Annotated in this window: 5 protein-coding genes and 1 pseudogene; 3 read left to right on the forward strand and 3 right to left on the reverse strand. The window is 64.2% G+C overall.

What is annotated here, in order from left to right; all coding sequences use genetic code 11:
- Positions 1 to 619: DUF2242 domain-containing protein (locus NTD88_RS18560; protein ID WP_262191744.1), on the reverse strand; the 619-nt coding region annotated here is incomplete at its 3' end.
- Positions 620 to 813: 194 nt separating this feature from the next.
- Here NTD88_RS18560 and NTD88_RS18565 point away from each other — a divergent pair.
- The 3 genes from NTD88_RS18565 to NTD88_RS18575 all read left to right on the forward strand — a co-directional run bounded on the left by NTD88_RS18565 (position 814) and on the right by NTD88_RS18575 (position 8077).
- Positions 814 to 2478, forward strand: a complete 1665-nt coding sequence (locus NTD88_RS18565; protein WP_262155750.1) for a cyclic peptide export ABC transporter — start codon at positions 814 to 816, stop codon at positions 2476 to 2478.
- 281 nt (positions 2479 to 2759) lie between these two features.
- Positions 2760 to 5201 carry a TonB-dependent siderophore receptor gene (locus NTD88_RS18570; RefSeq protein ID WP_410017292.1) on the forward strand — a complete coding sequence of 814 codons (2442 nt, stop codon included), beginning with the start codon at positions 2760 to 2762 and terminating at the stop codon, positions 5199 to 5201.
- A gap of 473 nt (positions 5202 to 5674) precedes the next feature.
- Positions 5675 to 8077, forward strand: coding sequence for a TonB-dependent siderophore receptor (locus NTD88_RS18575; RefSeq protein WP_410017293.1), 2403 nt, complete (start codon positions 5675 to 5677; stop codon positions 8075 to 8077).
- Positions 8078 to 8149: 72 nt separating this feature from the next.
- On the opposite strand, the pseudogene NTD88_RS18580 reads toward NTD88_RS18575, so the two are convergent.
- Together NTD88_RS18580 and NTD88_RS18585 are read right to left on the reverse strand one after the other, a co-directional pair.
- A pseudogene (locus tag NTD88_RS18580) lies at positions 8150 to 12133 on the reverse strand (amino acid adenylation domain-containing protein); the annotation flags it as partial.
- 151 nt (positions 12134 to 12284) lie between these two features.
- On the reverse strand, positions 12285 to 24617 hold the full coding sequence (locus tag NTD88_RS18585) for a non-ribosomal peptide synthase/polyketide synthase (protein WP_262155754.1): 12333 nt from the start codon (positions 24615 to 24617) through the stop codon (positions 12285 to 12287).
- Position 24618: the final 1 nt, after the last annotated feature.

Consider the following 24618-nt stretch of genomic DNA (forward strand, 5'->3'; position numbering starts at 1 on the left):
GCATTTCCGGCACGCCCAGCTCAACGGCCGGCTTGGTCGGGACAGCGGCTTCAGGCGCGACAGCTTCAGGCACCACGGCCTTCTTCTTCGTCGGCTTGGGCAGGAAGCTTTCCACCAGGGCGAAGTAGCGGTCGTAGAACTGGGTCGAGGTCACCGTCTCGCTGGCCACCTTGACCATGGAATCGTCGGACGAGCCGATCGGCATCGATACCGAGCCGAGCACACCGACACCCAGGCTCGCCGAGGTGTTGGACTTCTTCAGCGCGTAGCGGTCCTGCAGGGCGTTGGCGAACATGGTCGAGCGCTGTGCGCCGCTCATGTCGTTGGCGCAGACCACGTTGAAGGTGATCTGCAGGTGGCTGTCGCCAGTCTGCTGGAAACTCTTGTTGCCGTTGACCTGGCCTTTGTCGCTGGAGGTGATGATGTAGCCCTGGCTCAGCAGCGCGCGACGGGCCGCTTCGCAGGAGCCGGACTCGCTGACCGGGAAGCTGCGGGAGAAGGTCCCGGAATCATCGAAATTCTCGTGCTCATAGACAGCGGCTTTCTTCGAGGAACAGCCGGCGACACCCGCCAGCACAAGGGCCAGCCCGAGCGCACCGAGGACGGTTGACTTTGACATTGCAAATCCTGGAGGGGAGAAACGGCGCCTATTGTGCAACACATGGCGAGTCACTGAAACCGCCCGTCGGTGAATCAGCGACAGAATTCATCTGTCCGACAGATGGCAGGGCTTCCCGGCCCTTTAAATTTCCCCTGTTGCACCTCGTCCTCTCCCTGACGGCAAAAACCCTCAGCGACCCGAGAGACCACCGCATGACGCTCAAAACCGAAAACCTGACCGGGGAAACCCTGCGCATCCTCAAGCCATATTGGTGGCTGGTGGTGCTCTCCACCGTGCTGGGGATCGTCAGCGGCCTGAGCGTCACCGGCCTGCTGGCCACCCTCAACAACGCCATGACCCAGGACGGCGGACCGAACGTCAATTCAGCGCTGATGTTTGCCGGTCTGCTGGTGCTCACCCTCGCCTGCTCCACCCTGTCGAGCCTGCTGAGCAACAAGGTCGGCCAGCGGGTCGTGGCCAACCTGCGCCGCGAGCTGGCGGCCAAGGTGCTGGTGGCGCCGATCGAGCAACTGGAGCGCTATCGCTCGCACCGGCTGATTCCGGTGCTGCTCAATGACGTCACCACCCTGAGCAACTTCGCCCTGTCGGTGGCGCCGATGGTGATCGCCTTTACCGTGACCCTCGGCTGCCTGAGTTACCTGGCATTCCTCTCGTGGCAGATCCTGTTGCTGACCCTGGTCACCGTGGCGATCGGCAGCGGCGCGCAGTACCTGGCGCACAAGGCCGGCATGCGCAGCATTGTCGCGGCCCGTGACGGCGAAGACGAGTTGCAGAAGCACTACCAGGCACTGTCGGCAGGCGCCAAGGAGCTGCGCATCCAGCGCCGTCGCCGCCAGCACATGCTGGATGAAAAGATCTTCACCACCACCGAACGCATCTGCACCTCGAACATCCGCGCGGCCAATATCTTCGTCAGCGCCGAGACCTTCGGTTCGATGCTGTTCTTCGCCGTGATCGGTATGGCTGTCGCCTTCCAGGCCCTGTGGCCGGCAGCGGAAAAAACCGTGCTGGGCGGTTTCGTGCTGGTAATGCTCTACATGAAAGGCCCGCTGGAGCGACTGGTCACCGCCATGCCGATCATCTCCCGGGCCAAGATCGCCCTGGGCCGGATCGCGGAACTGTCGTGGAAGTTCTCCTCGCCGGAGCCTCACCTGCTAGTCAGCGACCGTCCTTCTGCCCTGCCGAACATGCAGACCCTGGAACTGCGCCAGGTGCGCTACGACTACCCGCCGGTGGAAGGCAGCGAGTCGTTCCACCTCGGCCCGATCAACCTGAGCATCAAGCAGGGCGACATCGTGTTCATCGTCGGCGAGAACGGCGGCGGCAAGACCACCCTGATCAAGCTGCTGCTGGGCCTGTACACCCCGCAACAGGGCGAAATCCTGCTCAACGGCGCGGTGCTGCAACCCGAGGAACTGGACGACTACCGGCAGTTGTTCACCACCATCTTCGCCGACTACTACCTGTTCGACGATCCGTTGCCGGGAGATGCGCCACTGACCGGCGATGCCGCGAAATACCTGGAGCGCCTGGATATCGCCCACAAAGTCAGCATCCGCGACGGCGCGTTCACCACCACCGACCTGTCCACCGGCCAGCGCAAGCGTCTGGCGCTGATCAGCGCCTGGCTGGACGAGCGTCAGTTGCTGGTGTTCGACGAATGGGCCGCCGACCAGGACCCGGCCTTCCGCCGGGTGTTCTACACCGAACTGCTGCCGGAACTGAAACAGCAGGGCAAGACCATCATCGTCATCTCCCACGATGACCGGTATTTCCCGGTTGCCGACCATCTGGTGCGCATGGAGGCCGGTCGGGTCAAGGTTGAACAGCCGCATGAGGAACCACTGACCGCCTGAATATTCTGCCAGGGCTCCGGCAAAACCGGGGCCGACATCGAAGAACCCTTCCGCGCGTCATTCAGCACGCGCCTCCAGGCTTGGCCAAACCGCCGATCAGGTGATGGCCGGGCTGAGCCGCATCCCGGAATGTGCAATTTCAATTAAATGGATATGATTCGTTTTGGCACCCGTTGCCATCTTCCTGATATCAGTGTGTCGCCTCCAGCTTATCGAGCATCCTCTGTCCCGACACCTCATCCAGGAAGACCGTCCTATCCACCGGAAAGGCCTTTCAGCCAATGCAGACATCGCAACGACGCACACCGCTACGCCTTGCGTTGCTGATGAAGCATGCCCTGCGGGTCAGACCCGCCCTCACGGTGGCGGGCACCGTCCTGGCACTGAGCATGACCACGCAGGTGCGCGCCGAGGCCATGGCATTCGATATTCCCGCCCAGCCACTGTGGAGTGCGCTGCAGGAATGGGCACGGCAAAGTGATCTGCAGGTGCTATGCAACCCGGACGATATCCAGGGCATGGTCAGCCATGCCATTCGCGGCAGTTACCCACCCGAACAGGCCGTGGGATTGTTGCTCGGCAACGCGCCGGTCAATTACAGCCTGATGGGCAACACCCTGACCCTGGGCATGAACGACACCTCGTCCGTGCTGGACATGGCACCAACTTCGATCAGCGCCGAACCGCTGGATGCGACCAGCGAAAACACCGGTTCATATGGCGCGGCCGCGATCACCCTCGGCAAATCGACGCAGACCCTGCGCGAAACGCCGCAGTCGGTCACCGTCATGACGCGTCAACTCATGGATGACCGCAACCTGACCAGCCTGGACCAAGTCCTGGCGCAAACGCCAGGCATGACCTTCGGCCAGCGCAATTTCGGCTCGCACCTTTACCAGTCCCGCGGCTTCGTGGTGGGCGATGAAAGCTACATGATGGACGGCATTCCCGGACAGGCTTACAGCCCCACCGCCTGGCTGCCGACGGACATGGCGATCTATGACCGGGTCGAAATCCTGCGCGGCGCGGCAGGACTGCTGATCGGTGCCGGCAGTCCGGGTGGCGCGGTCAACCTGGTTCGCAAGCGCCCTGGCGCGGAGCCGAAATTGTCGGTGACGGCGCGTGCGGGATCCTGGGACAGCTACCGGCTGGACCTGGATGCCAGCGGCAAGCTCAATGATGCCGGCACCCTGCGCGGGCGCCTGGTCACGGCCTACGAGGACAAGGGCTCCTACCTCGACGAACGCCACTCCAGCGCGCCGCTGCTGTACGGCATCGTCGACGCCGATGTGAGCGATGACACCACCGTCACCGCCAGCCTTCGCTACCAGGCCAGTACGGTCAACGGCTACTCGATTTTCGGCCTGCCACGCTATGCGGACGGCAGCGCGCTGGATGTCCCCCGCTCCACCGCGTTGGTGCAGGACTGGAACGTACACAAGCCGCAGATCACCGAGGTGTTCACCGAAGTGGCGCACCGTTTCAACGATGACTGGAACGGCAAAGTCTCGCTCATCCACTCGGTGGGCGGCTTCACCCAGGCGGTCGCCTACGCCCGAGGCACGGTCGACCCGGTGACGCAGACCGGCTCGACATTCCGCGGCGTGGAGTTTCGCCATACCGATGTCACCAGCACGGGGATCGACAGCTACCTGGAAGGCAATTTCGAGATGTTCGGCCTGTCGCAACAGATCACTACCGGCATCAATTGGTCGAGGCAGGACTTGCTGGAAAAACGCGCGCAGGTGGCAACGAACATTCCCGTCGACCTGTTCGACGTCGACCATCATGCGTTTCCCAAGCCTGCCCGCCCGGCCTGGTCGTCGATAAACCGCACGCTCGACGAGCGCGCGGGCATCTTCGCCAAGGCCCAGTTGCACCTGTCCGAGCCCTTGAGCCTGATTCTGGGCGGCAGGGCCAGTTGGTATACCTACGATTTCGACTACAAGCTCGGCGGCGCCGACTTCATCGCCCGACAACACCACCGGCTGACGCCGTTCACCGGGCTGATCTACGACATCGATCAGGACTGGTCCTGGTACGCCAGCTACACCGATATTTTCCAGCCACAAAGCATTTACCGCACGGTCAGCGGCTCCACGCTCGACCCCGCAATCGGCTCCAGCTACGAGACCGGGCTCAAGGGCGAGCTCTTCGACAGGCGCCTGAATGTGGCCTTGGCGCTGTTCTATATCAAACAGGATGATGTGTTCGCCGAAGACACCGCCAGCAGCGGGCGATGCCTGACCAACGACGTGGCGGGCACCTGCTATGTCAACGGCACCGTGCAGCGCAGCCGAGGCATCGACATCGAAGCCAGCGGCGAGGTCCTGCCCGGCCTGCAATTGCTGGCGGGCTACACCTATAACCTGACCCACAGCAGCGCCGGCGGCCCGGTATCCATCGAGACGCCGAAGCACCTTGCCCGTGTCAGCGCCAGCTATACCCTGCCGGGCGACTGGAACCGCCTGACCGTGGGCGGCGGTGTTTCCGCCCAGTCCCACTATGTCAATGAAACCAGCCTCGGCCAGGCGTATGGCTCGCCTGGGCGCGCCGTCTGGGACGCGCGCATCGCCTGGAAACTGGATGAGCACTGGACCGTCGGGCTGACCGGGGAAAACCTCTTCGACCGCACGTACTACTACTCCGCCAATGGGCTGGATCGCGGCAATCTGTACGGCGATCCACGCAGCTACATGATGACCTTGCGCGGCGATTTCTGAGCAAAGCCCCTCCTCGCCGTTTAAAGATGGTTCTTCACGGAATTCCGGGGTTGGGGCTCCGGGCATTCGACCGTCACTCAGGCAACTCTTCTGTAGGAGCGAGCTTGCTCGCGAAAGCCATCCCAGGCCCTGCCCCAGAGGCCATCACCCCCTTCCTCACACCCCCATAAAAATGACGCCATAAAAACGACGAACCGCCCTGAATACAGGAGATTTCAGGCGATCAGACGCGAACCGGCGACACGTGAAAAATTCGTTAAATAAATGCATGTGCAACTCGTTCCCTTCAACGACGAACGCGCTCGATCCCAAGAAAGAGGTGCCCGGGCTTTATCGCCCTCCAGCAGAGCGCTGCCTGCCTGACGAGCCGTTGCCTCCACCGGCCGTCACTCACTCTTTACACAACCATTAGAACGAGTTTTCAGCGCATGCATAAACCGCCCCGACTGACTCCCCTGAGCAAAGCGTTGCTGATGAGCCGCGCCTTCCGTGCCAAGCCTTCGCTGGCCGCCATCGGCATGGCGCTCATGCTCCCGCTGGCCGCGCAGGTCCAGGCCCAGGAAGTGGAGCTCAATATTCCCGCCCAGTCCCTGGCCGGCGCATTGAAGGAACTGGGTCGCCAGGCCAATCTGCAGGTGCTGTACAGCCCTGAAGATGTCCAAGGCAAAACCAGCGGTGCGGTACAAGGCAAATTCTCGCCAGAGCAGGCGGCCGCCCGATTGCTCGGCGGTTCGGGGCTGACCTACAGCGTGCAAGGCAATACCCTGACCCTCGCCGCCAGCGACAGCTCGGCAGCGGTCAACCTGGCGCCGACCTCGATCAACTCTCAGGGACTGGGTGCTACCACCGACCGTACCGGCTCCTACACCACCGGCGCTGTCACCATCGGCAAGTCGGCGCAGTCGCTGCGCGAGACGCCGCAATCGGTGACCGTGATGACCCGCCAACTGCTGGACGACAAGAACCTGGTGACCCTCGACCAGGTCCTGTCGAAAACCCCGGGCCTGTCCTTCACCCAGCGCAACTTCGGCTCCCACGCCTTCCAGTCCCGCGGCTTCGTGCTGACCGACGAAAGCTACATGGTCGACGGCGTTGCCGGTCAGGCCTACGCCCCGGGTGGCTGGATGTCGCCGGACATGGCCATCTATGACCGGGTGGAAGTGCTGCGTGGTGCATCCGGCCTGCTGGTCGGCGCCGGCAACCCCGGCGGCGCGGTCAACCTGGTGCGCAAGCGCCCGACCGCCGAACCGCATTTCTCCATCACTACCCGTGCCGGCTCCTACGACAACTACCGTGTGGACCTGGATGGCAGCGGTCGCCTCAACGCCGAAGGCACCCTGCGCGGCCGGGTCGTCGCCGCGTATGAAGACAAGGGCTCCTACCTCGACGCGTACAACGCCAAGACGCCGCTGCTCTACGGCATCATCGAAGCGGACCTGGCCGAAGACACCACTCTGGCCGCCGGCCTGCGTCGCCAGGAAAAACGCGTCGACGGTTATTCGATCTGGGGGCTGCCGCGCTACAGCAACGGCCAATCGCTGGATATCTCCCGCTCCACCGCGCTGGTCCAGGACTGGAACCACCTCAACACCAACATGAGCGAGGTGTTCCTGGAACTGAACCACCGCTTCAACGAGAACTGGACCAACAAGACCTCCTTCACCTGGTCCAAGGGCGACCTGGACATGGTGGCGGCCTACGGTAACGGCGCGATCAGCCCGGTTACCCAGACAGGCTCGGTATGGCGCAACGTGGAGTTCCGGCACACCAACATCGAAAACATCGGTGTGGACAGCTTCATGGACGGCCACTTCGACGCCTTCGGCCAATCGCACCAGGTCACCCTGGGCGCCAACTGGTCGCGCCAGGATGTGACGGAACGACGCTTGCCGTACCAGCGCCCAACTGCCATCCCGATCAACATCTTCGATGTCAATCACAACGCCTTCGCCAAACCGGTGCGCTCGGCCTGGACCCAGCAATCCGAATACGTGGACGAGCGTTCGGGCATCTACGCCAATACCCGCCTGCACCTGACCGAACCACTGAGCCTGGTCCTCGGCACCCGGGTCAGCTGGTACAAATACGACTACGATCAAGTCCTCGGCGGCGGTAACGATTACGTGACCCAGCAGAACCGCGAAGTCACCCCCTTCGCCGGCCTGATCTACGACTTCAGCGAGAACTGGTCCTGGTACGCGAGCTACGCGGACATCTTCAAGCCACAGAACGACCGCACGTTCAGCGGCTCACCGCTCGACCCGGCCATCGGCACCAACTACGAAACCGGGATCAAGGGCGAACTCTTCGACAAACGCCTGAACGTGTCGGCCGCGCTGTTCTACATCAAGCAGGAAGACCTCGCCGTCATCGACCCGGACGAAAGCCACCTGTGCCCGACCAATGCCAGCGGCTTCTGCCAGGTCAACGGTCTGATCCAGCGCAGCAAGGGTATCGACCTGGAAGCCAGCGGCGAAGTGTTGCCGGGCCTGGAAGTCCTGGCCGGCTATACCTATAACCGCATCGTCAGCCCCGAGGGTAACTCCCTGACGGTCGATACGCCGAAGCACCTGGCCCGTGTCAGCACCAGCTACACCCCGCAGGAAGGCGAATGGAACCGCCTGACCGTCGGCGCCGGCGTTTCTGCGCAGTCGCGCTACGAGAACAAACTCTCCGGCGGCTACGACTACGGATCCCCGGGTCGCGCCATCTGGGATGCGCGTATCGGCTGGAAACTCGACGAGCACTGGAAGGTCAACCTGACCGGTGAAAACCTCTTCGACCGCAAGTACTACTCGACTGCCTCCGGCCTCAACCGCGGCAATATCTGGGGCGAACCGCGCACCTACATGCTGACCCTGCGTGGCGATTTCTGATCGTTTGAACGGGTGACAAAAAAGGCCAGTCGGGTGTCCCGACTGGCCTTTTCTTTTGCCGCCTTCGCGGGCTTACTCCACGCGTTCCAGGTGCAAGGCCACGCTATCGAGCAATGCCGGCGCAAGAATGACATCGTCATGCTTCGCCCCCTCCAGCGTCGCTGACCACAGCGCATCCAACGCACACCCCGCCTTCAGCAACCCTTGCGCTGCCTCGACCTGCTCCACGCTACGGCTGCCACCCGCCCACCAGCAATGTGGCCGAACCTTCAACGGTTTGAGCACAAAGGCCTGCCCCAAGGCCATATTGGCACTGAGCAACTGATACCCGCTGGCGATCTCCGCCTGCACCCCGATATCCCGATGAATCGCCCGCAGCGCCTCGATATCAGCACCGCTGCGCTCGGCCACCTGGACCATGACCCAGTCCGCCGCCGCCTTGGGATCGCTGAAGCGCGCCGAGCCCTCTTCGATCAACGCCAGCACCACCGCCTCGCCAGTCCCCGGGGCGAATGCCAGCAGGCTCTTCACCAGACCGTCCCAGGGCCCCGCCTCGGGTTCTTCGTTGTCCACGCCATCATCGTTCGCCAGCGCCTGCTCGCTTTTGGGCAGGTGCGTATCCACCAGCCCGAGGAAGGCCACATGTTCACCGGCGGACTCCAGGGCATGGGCCACCTCGATGGCCAGCGCTCCGCCCAGGGACCAGCCCAGCAGGTTGTATGGGCCCGCCGGACGCACCTTGCGAATCTGTTCGACGTAGTAGGCGACCATGTCGTCCCAGGAGGTTTCCCGCCAGCCCGGCACCACATAGCTCTTGTTGACCACTCCGAGCACGCTGCGCTGCACGCCCAGATGCCCGGCCAGCGGGTAATAGGCGTAGGTTCCGCCACCGCCGGGTGGCAGGCAGAACAGCGGCGCCTTGTTGCTGGCGCTGATATTCATGCTCACCACCGGGTTCTTCACCCGGGTTTCGCCAACGGCGAGGAAGTCCGCCAGGTCCTCGAAGGTTTCCAGCAACAGGAAGTCATGCAGACTGAGGCGTGTATCGAACGCCTCGCGCAGCCGGCTGACCAGGGTGATCACCAGCAGCGAATGGCCGCCCAGGGCGAAGAAATTATCCTTGAGCCCAACCCGCTCGACTTTCAGCAGCTCCATCCAGAGCTGCGCCAGTTGCCGCTCGCGCTCGTTGCGCGGCGGCTCCCAGACAGACTGGTTCAAGCTCGCGTCCGGTTTCGGCAGGGCCTTGCGGTCGAGCTTGCCGTTGGGGGTCTGGGGCATTTTTTCCAGCCACACCAGGTGGCTCGGCACCATGTAATCCGGCAGGCCCGCCTTGAGATGGGCCTTGAGTTCAGCGCGCAGCCCGCTGCTGTCTTCGTCACCGATCAGGTAGGCCGCCAGTTGCTTGTGGCCACTGACGTCGATATCGATCACCACCGCTTCGTGTACGGCCGGGTGCTCCAGCAGCCGCGCCTCGATCTCGCCCAGTTCGATGCGGAAACCGCGAATCTTCACTTGATGGTCGAGGCGACCGGCGTACTCAATCACGCCGTCGGCGTGGTAACGCGCCAGGTCACCAGTGCGGTACAGGCGGCCGCCATTGCTGGAGAACGGATCGGGGATAAAGCGTTCCGCGGTCAGCGACGGACGCTGGTGATAACCACGGGCCAGACCGTCGCCGCCGATCAGCAGTTCGCCACGGGCGCCCACCGGCAGCACGTCGATATCGTCGCTGATGATATGCAGCGTGGTGTTGGCCAACGGTTTGCCCAGCCACACGTCGTCGCTTTCGGTGAGGTAATGGCGGGCCGACCAGATAGTGGTTTCGGTCGGGCCGTAGACGTTCCACACATGTCCGGCCTGCTCGATCAGGCGCTGGGCCAGTTCGGCGCTCAGCGCTTCGCCGCCGCAGAGAATCGTCTTGCCGCTGAGCACGCCAGCCGGTGCCGCGTCGAGGATCATCCGCCAGCTCGAAGGCGTGGCCTGGATTACCGTCACGTTCTGCTGGGCGATCACGTTCAGCAGGGTTTGCGGATCCTTGTTCTGGTGGGTGTTCAGCAACACCACCGCAGCGCCACGCAGCAAAGGCAGGTACAGCTCAAGGCCGGCGATATCGAACGACAGCGAGGTCAGTTGCAGGACCCGGTCGTTGCCCGTGATGCCCGGCTGATCGGCCATGCTGCACAGGAAGTTGACCAGCGCCTGATGGTGAATCGTCACGCCCTTGGGCAGGCCGGTGGAACCGGAGGTGTAGATCGCATAGGCCAGATTGTCCGGACCTGCGAGGCCAGGCAGGTTGTCCTGACCGTAGCCGTCCAGCCAGTCGCCATCCTGATCCAGGCACAGGTTATCGATACCCGCCGGGATCGGCAGTTGCGCCAGCAGCGAGGACTGGGTCAGCAGAAGTTTCAGGCCGCTGTCTTCCATCATGTAAGCCAGGCGATCCGGCGGGAAATCCGGGTCCAGCGGCACGTAGGCGCCACCGGCCTTGAGGATCGCCAGCAGGCCAACCACCATTTCCAGCGAACGCTCAAGCGCGACACCTACCAGCACGTCCGGGCCCACGCCCAGTTCGCGCAGCTTGTGGGCCAGTTGATTAGCGCGGGAGTTCAGTTGTGCATAACTCAGCGACGCATCACCGAGCACCAACGCCGTGGCATCCGGCGTCGCCAGTACCTGGGCTTCGAACAGCGCCGGCAGGCACTGTTCACGCGGGTAATCGGCCTCGCTGCGGTTCCACTCGACGAGGATCTGTTGGCGCTCGGCGGCGTCCAGCAGCGGCAAGGCCTCCACCCGCTGACCGGCGTCGGCGCAGATGCCTTGCAGCAGGTTGCGCCAATGGCGAGCGAAGCGCTCGATGGTCGAGGCATCGAACAGCGCCGTGGCGTAAGTGAGCGCGGCCCCGAGGCCGCTTTCCCGCTCGAGCGTTTCCAGGGTCAGGTCGAACTGCGCGGTGTGCTGCCCGGAGACCAGCTTGTCCACCGTCAGCCCCGCCAGTTTGCGTGCCTGCCCTTGGGACTGGGTCTGATGGTTGAACATCACCTGGAACAGCGGACTGCGGCCCAGATCACGCTCCGGCTGCAGGGCCTGGACCAGTTGCTCGAAGGGCAGGTCCTGATGCGCCTGGGCCTGCACGGCAGTCTGTTTGACCTGTTGCAGCAGTTGTTTGAAGGTGGTGTCCGCGGCGAATTCCGCCTTGAGCACCTGGGTGTTGACGAAGAAGCCGATCAACCCCTCGGTTTCGGCCCGGTTACGGTTGGCGGTGGGCACACCCACGCGCACATCCGGCTGTCCGCTGTAGCGGTGCAGCAAGGTCTGGAACGACGCCAGCAACAGCATGAACAAGGTCACCCCTTGTTGCCGGGCAACCTCCTTCAAGCCATTGACCAGCGCCGGCGCCAGCTCGACATCCAGGCGCGCGCCGGCATGGCTTTGCACCAGCGGGCGTGGACGATCGGTCGGCAGTTCCAGCACCGGCTGCGCGCCACCCAGTTGCGCGGTCCAGTAGCCCAGCTGGCGCTCCTGCTCGCCCGCTTCCATCCAGTTGCGCTGCCAGATCGCGTAGTCGGCGTACTGGATCGGCAGGCCGGGAAGATGAATGTCTTCTCCCCGGCTGAAGCCATCGTAGAAGCGCACCAGCTCATCGACCATGATCGGCATGGACCAACCGTCGGAGACGATATGGTGCTGGACCACGACCAGCACATGCTCGTCCTGGCCCACGCGCAACAGCCTGACCCGCAGCAAAGGGCCCTGCTGCAGATCGAACGGGCGCCGCAGCTCACTGGCGACCCGCTCTTCGAGCACCTCGCCGGCTTGCAGCGGTTCCACCGCCAGCACGAACGGCAAGGCTGGGTGCACCACTTGCACCGCCTGCTCGCCCTCCTGGCGGAAGGTGGTGCGCAGGGTTTCATGGCGAGCGATCAGGGCACCGAACGCGGCCTCCAGCGCCTTGATATCCAGCGCCCCGGTGAGGCGCAGCGCCACGGGGATGTTGTAGGCCGTACTGTGCGGCTCCAGTTGCCAGAGAAACCACTGGCGTTGCTGGGCGTAGGAAAGCACAGAGCTGGCTTCGACCTCCCGCTTGAAGATCGGGGTGACGCCATACAGGTTCACCCCCTGCCGCTTGAGCAGCGCCGCCAACGCCTTGCGTTCACGGGCAGACAGCGATTTCACAGAGTCGAGCAGCTCTTGCACTTTGGGTCTCCTGCTAAGCGATCAAATTATCGATTTCCTCTGCACTAAGACGTTTGAGTGCCTCCAGCGATTTAGTCAGTTCGTCCTGCGCGCTATTCACCTGACCCTGCTTTTGCTGAACCACCTCGCACAGATCGCCAAGCGTGCTCTTCTCGAACAGCTCACGCAGGGCGATCTCGCACCGCAATTGATCGCGGATACGGGCCAGCACCTGCACCGCCAGCAGCGAATGACCACCCAGTTCGAAGAAGTTATCGGTCAGCCCGACCTTTTCCACTTTCAGCACTTCGGCCCAGATCGCCGCCAGTTGCTGCTCCAGTTCGCTGACCGGCGCGACATAGTCGCCTTGCAGCAGCGCCGCGTCGGGTTTGGGCAGGGCCTTGCGGTCCAGCTTGCCGTTGGCGGTCAGTGGCATGGCATCGAGCACGATCAGGTGCGTCGGCACCATGTAGTCCGGCAGGTTGGCTTTCAGGTGAGCTTTCAGGGTTTCGCGAAGGTCCTGTGGATCTTCCGATGGCCGCTGCGGCACCAGATACGCCGCCAATTGCTGCCCGCTCGGCCCCTCCACCGCCAGCACGATCACTTCGCGCACCGCCGCATGTTCTTGCAGGCGCGCTTCGATTTCGCCCAGTTCGATACGGAAACCGCGAATCTTCACCTGGTGGTCGATTCGGCCGGCGTATTCGATCACATCCTCGGCGCGGTAGCGCGCCAGGTCACCGGTGCGGTACAGGCGGCTGCCGTCCTTGGCGAACGGGTTCGGCACGAAACGCTCGGCGGTCAGCGCCGCGCGGTGGTGATAACCACGGGCCAGACCGGCGTGGCCGACATGCAACTCGCCGCTGACGCCCAGCGCCACCGGGTTGAAATCGGTGTCCAGCACATGCCACGAAAGATCCGGGATGGCCTCGCCGATCGGGCTGACATCGGCCTGCAACAGGTCGGTCTTGCTGATCGGGCGGTAGGTCACGTGCACCGTGGTTTCGGTGATGCCGTACATGTTGATCAGTTGCGGCTTCTGGTCGCCGAAGCGTTCGAACCAAGGCTGCAGGCTGCCGATATCCAGCGCTTCACCACCAAACACCACGTAACGCAGCGCCTGTTCGGCGGACGACTCGCAGGCTACCCGCGCCAGTTGCTTGAACGCCGACGGCGTCTGGTTCAGCACGGTGACGTTTTCATCCACCAACAACTGGTGGAATTCCTCCGGCGAACGGGTCACTTCACGCGGCACCACCACCAGCCGGCCGCCATACATCAGCGCACCGAAAATCTCCCAGACCGAGAAGTCGAAGGCGTAGGAGTGGAACAGGGTCCAGACATCATTTCCGTCGAAGTTGAACCACTCATCGGTGGCCTTGAACAGGCGCAGCACGTTGTGGTGCGGCAGCAAGGTGCCCTTCGGTTTACCCGTCGAACCCGAGGTGTAGATCACGTAGGCCAGGTTATCCGGCGAGGTGAGGTTGACCGGGTTTTCACGGCTGTAGCCGTCCAGCGATTCATCCAGGCGCAATGACTGAACGCCCGCCGGAACCGGCAACACAGGCAGCAGATGAGACTGGGCCAGCAGCAGCTTGATGCCGCTGTCTTCCATCATGTAACTCAGCCGGTCCTGTGGATAATCCGGGTCCAGCGGCACATAGGCACCGCCCGCCTTGAGGATCGCAAGCACACCAATCAGCATCTCGAAGCCGCGCTCGACCGACAGCCCGACCAGCACATCCGGCCCCACGCCCTGCTCACGCAGTTTGTGCGCAAGCTGGTTGGCCCGGGCATTGAGCGCCGCGTAGGTCAGTTGCTCGCCGCCAAAGCTCAGCGCCACGGCGTCCGGCACGCGGGCCGCCTGGGCTTCGATCATCTGATGAACGCACTGCTCGCTCGGATAACGCGCCACGTCCTGGTGCCAGTTGCTCGGCAGCGCCAGTTCGCCCACCGGTGCGGCGGCATCGACAATCAGCCCACGCAGCAAGTGATCGAAATGCTCGACCAGACGCGCCACCGCCTGCTCGCTGAAACGCTGGCGATCGAAGTTGAAACGCACACCCAAGACTTCGCCGGCCTGAACGATCAACGTCAACGGGTAATGGGTCTGCTCCAGGTTGAGCACACTGCCGAAGACCAGGTCTTCAGGCGCGGCCTGTTGCAGCGCCTCGGACACCGGGTAGTTCTCGAAGACCAGGATCGAGTCGAACAGCGCATCGCCGCTATGCCCGGCCCAGCGCTGGATGTCATACAGCGGCGTGTGTTCGTGTTCGCGCAGTGCCAGGTTCTGGTTCTGCACCTGTTGCACCCAGTCGGCGACCGTCTGTTCGGAACGTGGGCTGCCCACTACCGGCAAGGTGTTGATAAACAGGCCCAGTTGTTCCTCGATCCCCGGCAACTCCGCAGGGCGACCCGCCACGGTGGCGCCGAAGGTGACGCTGGACTGACCGGTATAGCGGTGCAACAGCAACAGCCACGCCGCCTGCACCAACGTATTGAGCGTGACTCGCTGCTCGCGGGCAAACTCGCTCAACTGCCGGGTTTCGTGCTGGCCGAGGGCGTAATGCTGGTCGGTATAGCCCCGCGCATCCGTCGCGGGCTTGAGCACCTGGCCCAGGCGGGTCGGTTCTTCCAGCACGGCCAGTTGCTCACTCCAGAAGCGCTGGCTGGCCTCGCCATCCTGGCGTTGCAACCACTCGATGTAATCGCGGTAGCGGGCAGCGGACGGCGCCGGCGGCTGGCCGTGATAACGCTGCAGCACCTCACCCAGCAGCCGGGAGTTACTCCAGCCATCCATCAGGATGTGGTGGCTGGTGTAAATCAGGTGATGAGTGGCGTCGTCGGTGCGCAACAGGGTCAGGCGCAGCAGCGCGTCGCGCTCCAGGTCGAAGCCCCGCTGACGATCAGCGCGGGCCCAGGTTTTCAGGGCCTGGGCGTCATGCTCGAGCGAGCGCCAGTCCTGCTCGACGCAGGTGTTCTCAAGCTGTTTGCGAATCACCTGCAAGGGACGTTCGAGGTCACTGACAAAGCAGGCCCGCAGCACTTCATGCTGGTCGATCACCGCCTGCCAGGCGGCCTTGAAGCGCGCCACGTCCAGCCCGCGCACGTCGACGCGCATCTGGTTGACGTAGTTGCCGGCGTCTTTCTCGTACAGGCTGTGGAACAGCATGCCCTGCTGCATCGGCGACAGCGGATAGATGTCGGCGACCCCGGCCAGCGCGACCGGCAACCGGTCAAGCTGGGCCTGTTCGAGCTGGGCCAGCGGGAAGTCCGACGGGGTCGCGCCCGCCGCCTCGTCGCTGACGCAGTGGCTGATCAGTTGCTGAAGCTCCTCGGCATAACGATCGGCCAGGCCCTGCAATTCCGAGCGCTCGAACACTTCGGTGCTAAAGCGCCAGTTCAGCTCAAGATGACCGCCATAGACCTGGCCGCTGACGCTGATCAGGCTATCCAGTGGCGCATCGAGGCTCTGCATGTCACCGCGGCTTTCGCCGGACGGCGCAAACAACGCATCCTGCGCCGAGAAACTGCCGTCGAACTGGCCCAGGTAGTTGAACACGATAGTGCCCTTGGCAAGCGCGCCGAGGCTCTGCCGCGCCGCCTCCGTGCCCATGTAGCGCAATACGCCGTAGCCGATGCCCTTGTTGGGGATCGCGCGCAGTTGTTCCTTGATGGCCTTGATCGAATCGGACAACGCCGGCTGCGGGCTGAGCTTCACCGGATAGATGCTGGTGAACCAGCCGACCGTGCGCGTGATGTCGAGGTCGTCGAACAGGTCTTCGCGGCCATGCCCTTCCAGCTTGATCAGCGCCGACGGCTGCTGCGTCCACTGGCAGATCACCCGCGCCAGCGCCGTGAGCAACAGGTCGTTGATCTGGGTGCGGTAGGCCGCCGGGGCGTCCTGCAACAGCTGTCGGGTCAGTTCGCTGTCCAGTCGCGTGGTCACGCTGCTGACATGGCGGTTGCTCAACTCGCCACTCCGATGACTGCAAGGCAGTTCATCACTGATACCCGCCAGTTGCGCCTGCCAGTAGGTCAGTTCCTGCTCCAGCGCCGGGCTGCGGGCGTAGTCATGCAGGTGCTCGCCCCACGCCTTGAACGAACTGGTCTTGCGCGGCAGATCGAGGGGCTTGCCAGCGGCCAGCGCGGTATAGGCCTGTTGCAGGTCTTCCAGCAGAATCCGCCACGACACACCATCGACCACCAGGTGGTGGATCACCAGCAACACGCGTTGCGAACCGTCCGGCAGATCCGCCAGCACAGCGCGCAACAGATGCCCCTGCTCAAGGTCGAGGCTGCGCTGGGCGAGGTCGGCGAGAGTGTCCAGCTCATCCGCCTGCGTCAGAGTGCGCTGCCACAGCAGGTTGGCGTCATTGCATTGCTCATGACGCGCCAGCCATGCCCCGTTCTGCGACGAGAAGCCGAGGCGCAAGCCGTCGTGCTGGACCAGCAGCGCACGCAGCGTGCGGTCCAGGGTCTCTGCGTCGAGGCGGCGAGAAGGCTTGAGCATCACCGCCTGGTTCCAGTGGTGACGCTGCGGGATGGCACTGTCGAAGAACCACTGCTGCACCGGCGTCAACGGTGCCAGGCCGGTGACGGGCGCCTGGTCGATCGTGGTCGATTCGGCACGGCGGGCCACCAGCGCCAGGCTCTGGACGGTCTGGCGCTGGAACAGATCCTTGGGCGTGAAGTGCAGGCCGGCGTGACGGGCGCGGCTGACCACCTGGATGGAAATGATCGAGTCGCCGCCCAGTTCGAAGAAGTTGTCGGTCAAGCCGACCTGTTCGACTTTCAGCACCTCGGCCCAGATGGCCGCCAGTTGCTGCTCCAGTTCGCTGACCGGTGCCACATACTCGCCTTGCAGTTGCGCCGCATCGGGCTTGGGCAGGGCCTTGCGGTCCAGCTTGCCGTTGGCGGTCAGTGGCATGGCATCGAGCACGATCAGATGCGTCGGCACCATGTAGTCCGGCAGGTTGGCTTTCAGGTGCGCCTTCAGGGTTTCGCGAAGGCCCTGTGGATCTTCCGATAGCTGTTGCGGCACCAGATACGCCGCCAGTTGCTGCCCGCTCGGGCCCTCCACCGCCAGCACGATCACTTCGCGCACCGCCGCATGTTCTTGCAGGCGCGCTTCGATTTCGCCCAGTTCGATACGGAAACCGCGAATCTTCACCTGGTGGTCGATTCGGCCGGCGTATTCGATCACATCCTCGGCGCGGTAGCGCGCCAGGTCACCGGTGCGGTACAGGCGGCTGCCGTCCTTGGCGAACGGGTTCGGCACGAAACGCTCGGCGGTCAGCGCCGCGCGGTGGTGATAACCACGGGCCAGACCGGCGTGGCCGACATGCAACTCGCCGCTGACGCCCAGGGCTACCGGGTTGAAATCGGTGTCCAGCACATGCCACGACAGGTCCGGGATGGCCACGCCAATCGGGCTGACATCGGCCTGCAACAGGTCGGCCTTGCTGATCGGGCGATAGGTCACGTGCACGGTGGTTTCAGTGATGCCGTACATGTTGATCAGTTGCGGTTGCTGGTCGCCGAAGCGCTCGAACCAGGGCTGCAAGCTGCCGATATCCAGCGCTTCGCCGCCGAACACCACATAACGCAGCGCCAGCTCGGCGGACGACTCACAGGCCACCCGCGCCAGTTGCTTGAACGCCGACGGCGTCTGGTTCAGCACGGTGACGTTTTCATCCACCAACAACTGGTGGAATTCCTCCGGCGAACGGGTCACTTCACGCGGCACCACCACCAGCCGGCCGCCATACATCAGCGCGCCGAAAATCTCCCAGACCGAGAAGTCAAAAGCGTAGGAGTGGAACAGGGTCCAGACATCATTTCCGTCGAAGTTGAACCACTCATCGGTGGCCTTGAACAGGCGCAGCACGTTGTGGTGCGGCAGCAAGGTGCCCTTCGGTTTGCCAGTGGAACCCGAGGTGTAAATCACGTAGGCCAGGTTGTCCGGCGAGGTCAGGTTGACCGGGTTTTCACGGCTGTAGCCGTCCAGCGATTCATCCAGGCGCAATGACTGAACGCTCGCCGGAACCGGCAACGCAGGCAGCAGATCAGACTGGGCCAGCAGCAGGGAAATCCCGCTGTCCTCCATCATGTAACTCAAGCGGTCCTGTGGATAATCCGGGTCCAGCGGCACATAGGCACCGCCCGCCTTGAGGATCGCAAGCACACCAATCAGCATCTCGAAGCCGCGCTCGACCGACAACCCGACCAGCACATCCGGCCCCACGCCTTGCTCGCGCAGTTTGTGCGCAAGCTGGTTGGCCCGGGTATTGAGCGCGGCGTAGGTCAGTTGCTCGCTGCCAAAGGTCAGCGCAATCGCTTCCGGCACGCGTGCCGCCTGGGCTTCGATCACCTGATGAATGCACTGCTCGCTCGGATAACGGGCCACGTCCTGGTGCCAGTTGCTCGGCAGCGCCAGTTCGCCCACCGGTGCGGCGGCATCGACGATCAGCGCCTGCAGCAGATGATCGAGATGAGCTGCCAGTTGCGCCACCACGTCATCACTGAAGTACTGCCGGTCGTGGCTCAGGCGCATCGACAACGAAGCCCCTACGTTGACCACCAGGGTCAGCGGATAGTGAGCCTGCTCCTGGTTGCTCAACCCACCGAACACCACGCCTTGCGGCGCCGTCTGTTGCAGCGCTTCGGACACCGGGTAGTTTTCGAACACCAGGATGTTGTCGAACAGCGCCTCACCGCGCAGGCCGGCCCAGCGCTGGATATCGTACAGCGGCGTGTGCTCATGCTCGCGCAACGCCACGTTCTGGCTCTGCACCTGCTGCACCCAGTCAGCGACTGTCTGTTCGGAACGCGGGCTGCCCACTACCGGCAGGGTGTTGATAAACAGACCGAGTTGCTCCTCGATCCCCGACAGTTCCGCAGGGCGACCAGCCACGGTGGCACCAAAGGTCACGGTGGACTGCCCGGTATAACGGTGCAACAGCAGCAGCCAGGCCGCCTGAACCAGGGTGTTCAAGGTCACTCGCTGTTCCCGGGCGAACTCGCTCAGGCGTTGGGTTTGCGCCACATCCAGGACGTGCGCGCGCTCGCCATACCCCTCACCCCGCGCAGGCGACTTGAAGGCCTGGACCAGCCGGGTCGGCTCGTCCAGCGCGTCTAGGTGGCGGCTCCAGAAATGTTGATCCGCAGCGGTTTCCCGGCCTTGCAGCCACTCGATGTAATCGCGGTAGCGCGCCCCTGGCTGGGCGACATGCTGGCCGCTGTAGCGCAACAGCACTTCGCCGAGCATACGTGAGGTACTCCAGCCGTCCATCAGGATGTGGTGGCTGGTGTAGATCAATTGATGGCTGTCGTCCGTTGTGCGCAATGCGGCGAGGCGCAGCAGAGGGCCGCGCACCAGATCGAAGCCGCGGCTGCGGTCCTCGGCGGCCCAACGGTCGAGCCACTGCCCCTGTTCGACCTGGTTACGAGCATCCAGTTCGACAAAAGGCACGGCCGCCTGCCGCAGCACCACTTGCAGCGGCTGCGCCAGATCAGTCACGAAGACGCTGCGCAGCGCCTCGTGGTGATCCACCACGGCTTGCCAGGCGGCACGGAAACGCGGGATATCCAGGCCCTCGACCTCCACCCGCAACTGGTTGATGTAGTTGCCCGCCTCCTCCTCGTACAAGGTGTGGAACAGCATGCCCTGCTGCATCGGCGACAGCGGGTAGATGTCCTGTACATCGCCAGCGGCCACCGGCAAGTGGTCAAGCTCGGCCTGGGTCAGGCTCACCAGCGGGAAGTCCGACGGGGTCATCCCCGCCACGCCAGCAGCAGTGCAATGCTCGATCAACTGGCGCAGTTCGGCGGCGTATTCGTCCGCCAGACGCTGGATGGTTGCGCGCTCGAACACCTGGCTGCTGAAGCTCCAACTCAGGTCCAGTTCGCCGCCATACACCTGGCCGTTGATGCTGATCGGTGCGGATAGCGGCGCGGCGGCGTCCTGGCTGTCGCCAGAGGCTTCGCCGGACGGCGCGAACAGCGCATCGCCGGCATCGAAACTGCCATCGAACTGGCCGAGGTAGTTGAACACGATGCTGCCCTGGGCCAGTTGCGCCAGGGACGCACGCACCGGCTCAGTGCCCAGGTAACGCAGCACGCCGTAGCCAATGCCCTTGTCGGGAATCGCCCGCAGTTGTTCCTTGATCGCCTTGATCGACCCGTCCAACGACGCCGCCGGCGTCAGGCGCACCGGGTACAGGTTGCTGAACCAGCCGACGGTGCGGCTCAGGTCGATATCGTCGAACAGGTCTTCGCGGCCGTGACCTTCCAGGCGGATCACGGCATCGGCACGAGCGGTCCAGCGGCTGATGACCCGCGCCAGCGCGGTCAGCAGGAGGTCGTTGATCTGCGTGCGGTAGGCGGCGGGCGCGTCCTGCAGCAGTTTGCGGGTCAGCGCGGCATCCAGGTGGGTGCTCACGGAGATGGCATGCTGGCGTTGCTGGCTGCCTTCAGAGTGATCCCATGGCAGGCTGTCGCTGGCGCCGTGCAACTGCGTTTGCCACCAGCCCAGTTCCTGTTCCAGCGCGGCATTCGCGGCGTAGCCGTGGAGTTTTTCCGCCCAGGCCTTGAGCGAACTGCTCTTGGCCGGCAGCACCACCGTCTTGCCCGCCACCAGCGCGGCATAGGCCTGTTGCAGGTCTTCCAGCAGAACGCGCCAGGACACCCCGTCCACCACCAGGTGATGGATCACCAGCAGCAGGCGCTGTTCGCCCTGCGCCAGGTTCACCAGCACCCCGCGCAGCAGCGGGCCGTTAGTCAGATCGAGGCTGCGCTGGGCTTCGTTGGCCAGCGCGTTCAGGTCGGTGGCCGCGTCCAGCTCGCGAACCCACAGCAGGTCACGGCTGTTGATCGCGGCGAAACTCGCCTGCCAGCCCGCCGTTTGCGCCACGAAACTCAGGCGCAGGGCGTCATGCTGTTCGACCAGCGCATGCAGGGCGACTTGCAGGTGCACGGCGTCCAGTGCACGGGTCGGCTTGAGCATCACCGCCTGGTTCCAGTGGTGACGCTGGGGAATATCGGTCTCGAAGAAACGCGCCTGGATCGGCAGCAGCGGCAGGTTGCCGCTCAGTTGCTCGACCACAGGGGCGGCGGCTTTCTTCTCGATCAGCTTGGCCACCGCGGCCAGTTGGCCGATGGTCTGTTTTTCGAACAGTTGCTTGGGGCTGAGCTTGATGCCCTGGCGCTTGGCCCGGGCGATGATTTGCAGGCTGAGGATCGAGTCGCCGCCCAGTTCGAAGAAGTTGTCGGTGGTGCCGACCCGCTCCAGCTTGAGCACATCGGCCCAGACCGCGGCGAGTTTTTCCTCGATCTCACCCACCGGGGCGGTGTACGCCTGTTTGATCGCCCCCGGCTTGGGCAGCGCGCGCTTGTCCAGCTTGCCGTTGGCGGTCAGCGGCAGGCGCTCCAGCAGCAGGATCTGCGCGGGCACCAGGTATTCCGGCAGGTTGGCCGCCAGTTGCTGGCGCAACGCTTCGGCCTGCAGGGTCACGCCGCTGGCGGCGGCGCAGTAGCCCACCAGTTGCAGACGCGATTCGTCACCGTCCTGCGGCAGCGCCAGGACCACGGCTTCGGCAACGCCGTCCAGGCCGCGCAGCACATGGCCGACCTCGCCCGGCTCGACGCGGTAACCGCGAATTTTCACCTGATCGTCGGCACGGCCCAGGTATTCCAGCCCACCCGACACATGCCGCGCGCGGTCGCCGGAGCGGTACAGGCGCTGGCCATCGGCGTCCGGCACGAAGCGCTCGGCGGTCAACGCCGGTTGGCCCAGATAACCCTGGGCCAGACCCGCGCCGCCCAGGTACAGTTCGCCCGCGACCCGCTCGGCCACCGGATTCAGCCAGGCGTCCAGCACCCGCGCCCGGGCGCCCGCCAGCGGCTGGCCGACCGGAACGCTGCGGCAGCCGTCGATAACGGCACCGACTTCGTGGGTGAGGATGCCCACCGTGGTTTCGGTCGGGCCGTAGTGGTTGAGAATCCGGCAGCCGGGTTTCAGCGCGCGGACCTGTTCGACCAGGTTCCAGCTACTGGCTTCGCCACCGAGGATCAGCAACTGCGCCGGCAGCACATCCGCCGGCTTCGCCGCCTGCAACAGGCCTTGCAGATGGCTCGGCACGATCTTCAGCACCTCGATCCGCTGCTCGGCCATATAGGCGGCGAAGCTGTCCGGGTCGAAGGCATGTTCATGGGACAACAGGTGCAGCGTGCGCCCCGACGCCAGGGCGCCGAACAGCAAGGTGTGGCCGAGGTCGGCGGCGATGGTCGAAACCATCGCCATGCTGCCCTCGCCGCTCAGCGCCAGACGCTCCAGCACGCCCTGCACGTAGTTGCTCAGGGCGCCGTGGCTGATGACCACGCCCTTGGGCTGACCGGTGGAACCGGAGGTGTAGATGATGTAGGCCGGCTGGCTCGCACTGATGGTGACCTCAGGCGCGCTGCTCGGGTTGGCGGCCCACAGGTTGGCGTCCCAGGCCAGGGTCGGGCAGTGGTCGAAGGACGACGCGTCGTATTCCGGGGCATGGATCAGCAGCGCGGCGCGGCTGTCCCGTGTCAGTTGTTGCAGGCGCTCCAGCGGCTGTCGGGTATCCAGCGGCAGGTACACCGCGCCCAGCTTGAGCACGGCCAGCAGGCTGGTCACCCACTCGATACCGCGTTCCTGGCACAGCGCCACGGTCATGCCGGCGCCAATGCCTTGTGCCCGCAGGTAATGCGCAAGCTGGTTGGATTGCGCATCCAGTTGCGCGTAGCTCAAAACCTGCTCGCCCGCGCGCAGGGCCGGCTTGTCCTGGCCCGCCAGCAGCCCTTGCTGCCAGAGCGAAAGGAAGCCATTGGCGCTGGCCGCCGCTGCCGGCGGTGTCGCCAACAGCGGGGCGGGCTCGGCGTGCGCCAGCAACGTGTCGCCGGGGTGCGCGACGAGGTTTTCCAGCACGCCGCGCAGCGAAGCGACGATCCGCTCGATGGTCGCCGCCTCGAACAGGTCGGTGGCGTAGGTGAAGTAACCGCGCAGGCCCTGAGGTGTATCGATGAAGTCGTAAGCCAGGTCGAAGCGCGCATCGGTGGCGCCGAAGGCGTATTTGTCCACGCTCAGGCCATCGACGCCGCGCTCGGCATCGTCGCCCTCGTCCGCGCTGAAGACCTGCTGGTTGATCTTGAACTGGAACAGCGGGTTGTGGCCCAGGTTACGCTCGGGCGCCAGGGCATCCACCAGGTGCTCGAAGGGCAATTCCTGGTGCGATTGCGCACCGGTCACCACCTGTTTCACCTGCTCCAGCAACTCGGCGAACGTCTGCCGCTCATCGACCTGCACCCGCAGCACCTGGGTGTTGATGAAGAAGCCGATCAGCCCTTCCAGTTCACTGCGGGTACGGCCGGCGTTGGGCGCGCCGATGCGGATATCGGCCTGGCCGCTGTAGCGCGACAGCACCACCGACAGCGCGGCCAGGGTCAGCATGAACACCGTCACGCCCTGGCTGCGCGCCACGCGCTTGAGCTGGTCGGACAGCGCCGCCGACAGATCGGCGCGCACCACCGCGCCACGGTAGCTGGGTTGCTGCGGACGTTCATGGTCCAGCGGCAGCGCCAGCACCGGCTGTTCGTCGCCCAATTGCTGTTTCCAGTACTGCAACTGCCGCTCGCCCTCCCCGGCCTCCAGCCAGGCGCGTTGCCAGATGGCGTAATCGGCGTACTGCACGGGCAAGGCCGGCAGCGCCGCGACGGTGCCGCTGATCCGCGCCTGATAAAGCTGGACGAATTCGCGCACCAGCAACTGGCTCGACCAGCCATCGGACACCACATGGTGCATGCACAGGGTCAGCACGTGTTCGGCGGTGCCGAGGCGGAACAATTTGACCCGCAGCAAGGTGCCGCTGAGCAGGTCGAACGGCGCCTGCATCTCGGCTTCGACCAGCGCTTTCAAGGTGTTTTCCGCGTCTTCGCTGACCTCGGTGGAAACCTCCACCACCTCCAGGGTCACCGGCGCCTGTTCAAGGATTTCCTGATGGAACTCACCGTCCTCCGAGACAAAGCGGGTGCGCAGGGTTTCATGCCGCTGGACCAGTTGCTCCAGGGCGCCGGCCAATGCCGCTGCGTCCAGCGCACCGCTCAGGCGCACCGCCATCGGCACGTTGTAGGCGCTGTTGTCCGGTTCCATCTGCCAGAGGAACAGCATGCGTTGCTGCGCGTAAGACAGCGGGATGCGCTGCACGTCAGTACGGGTCACGGCAATCGGCAACAGGCGGAAGCTCTGCCCGGTCTCGCGCATCTTGTCGAGGATCTGCCGGCGCTGCTCCAGGGGCAGGCTGACGAAACGTTTGGCGATGCGCTCTGCGGTCGTCTTGTCCATC

This window comes from Pseudomonas sp. 20P_3.2_Bac5 (genome assembly GCF_025466035.1).
Classification (GTDB): domain Bacteria; phylum Pseudomonadota; class Gammaproteobacteria; order Pseudomonadales; family Pseudomonadaceae; genus Aquipseudomonas.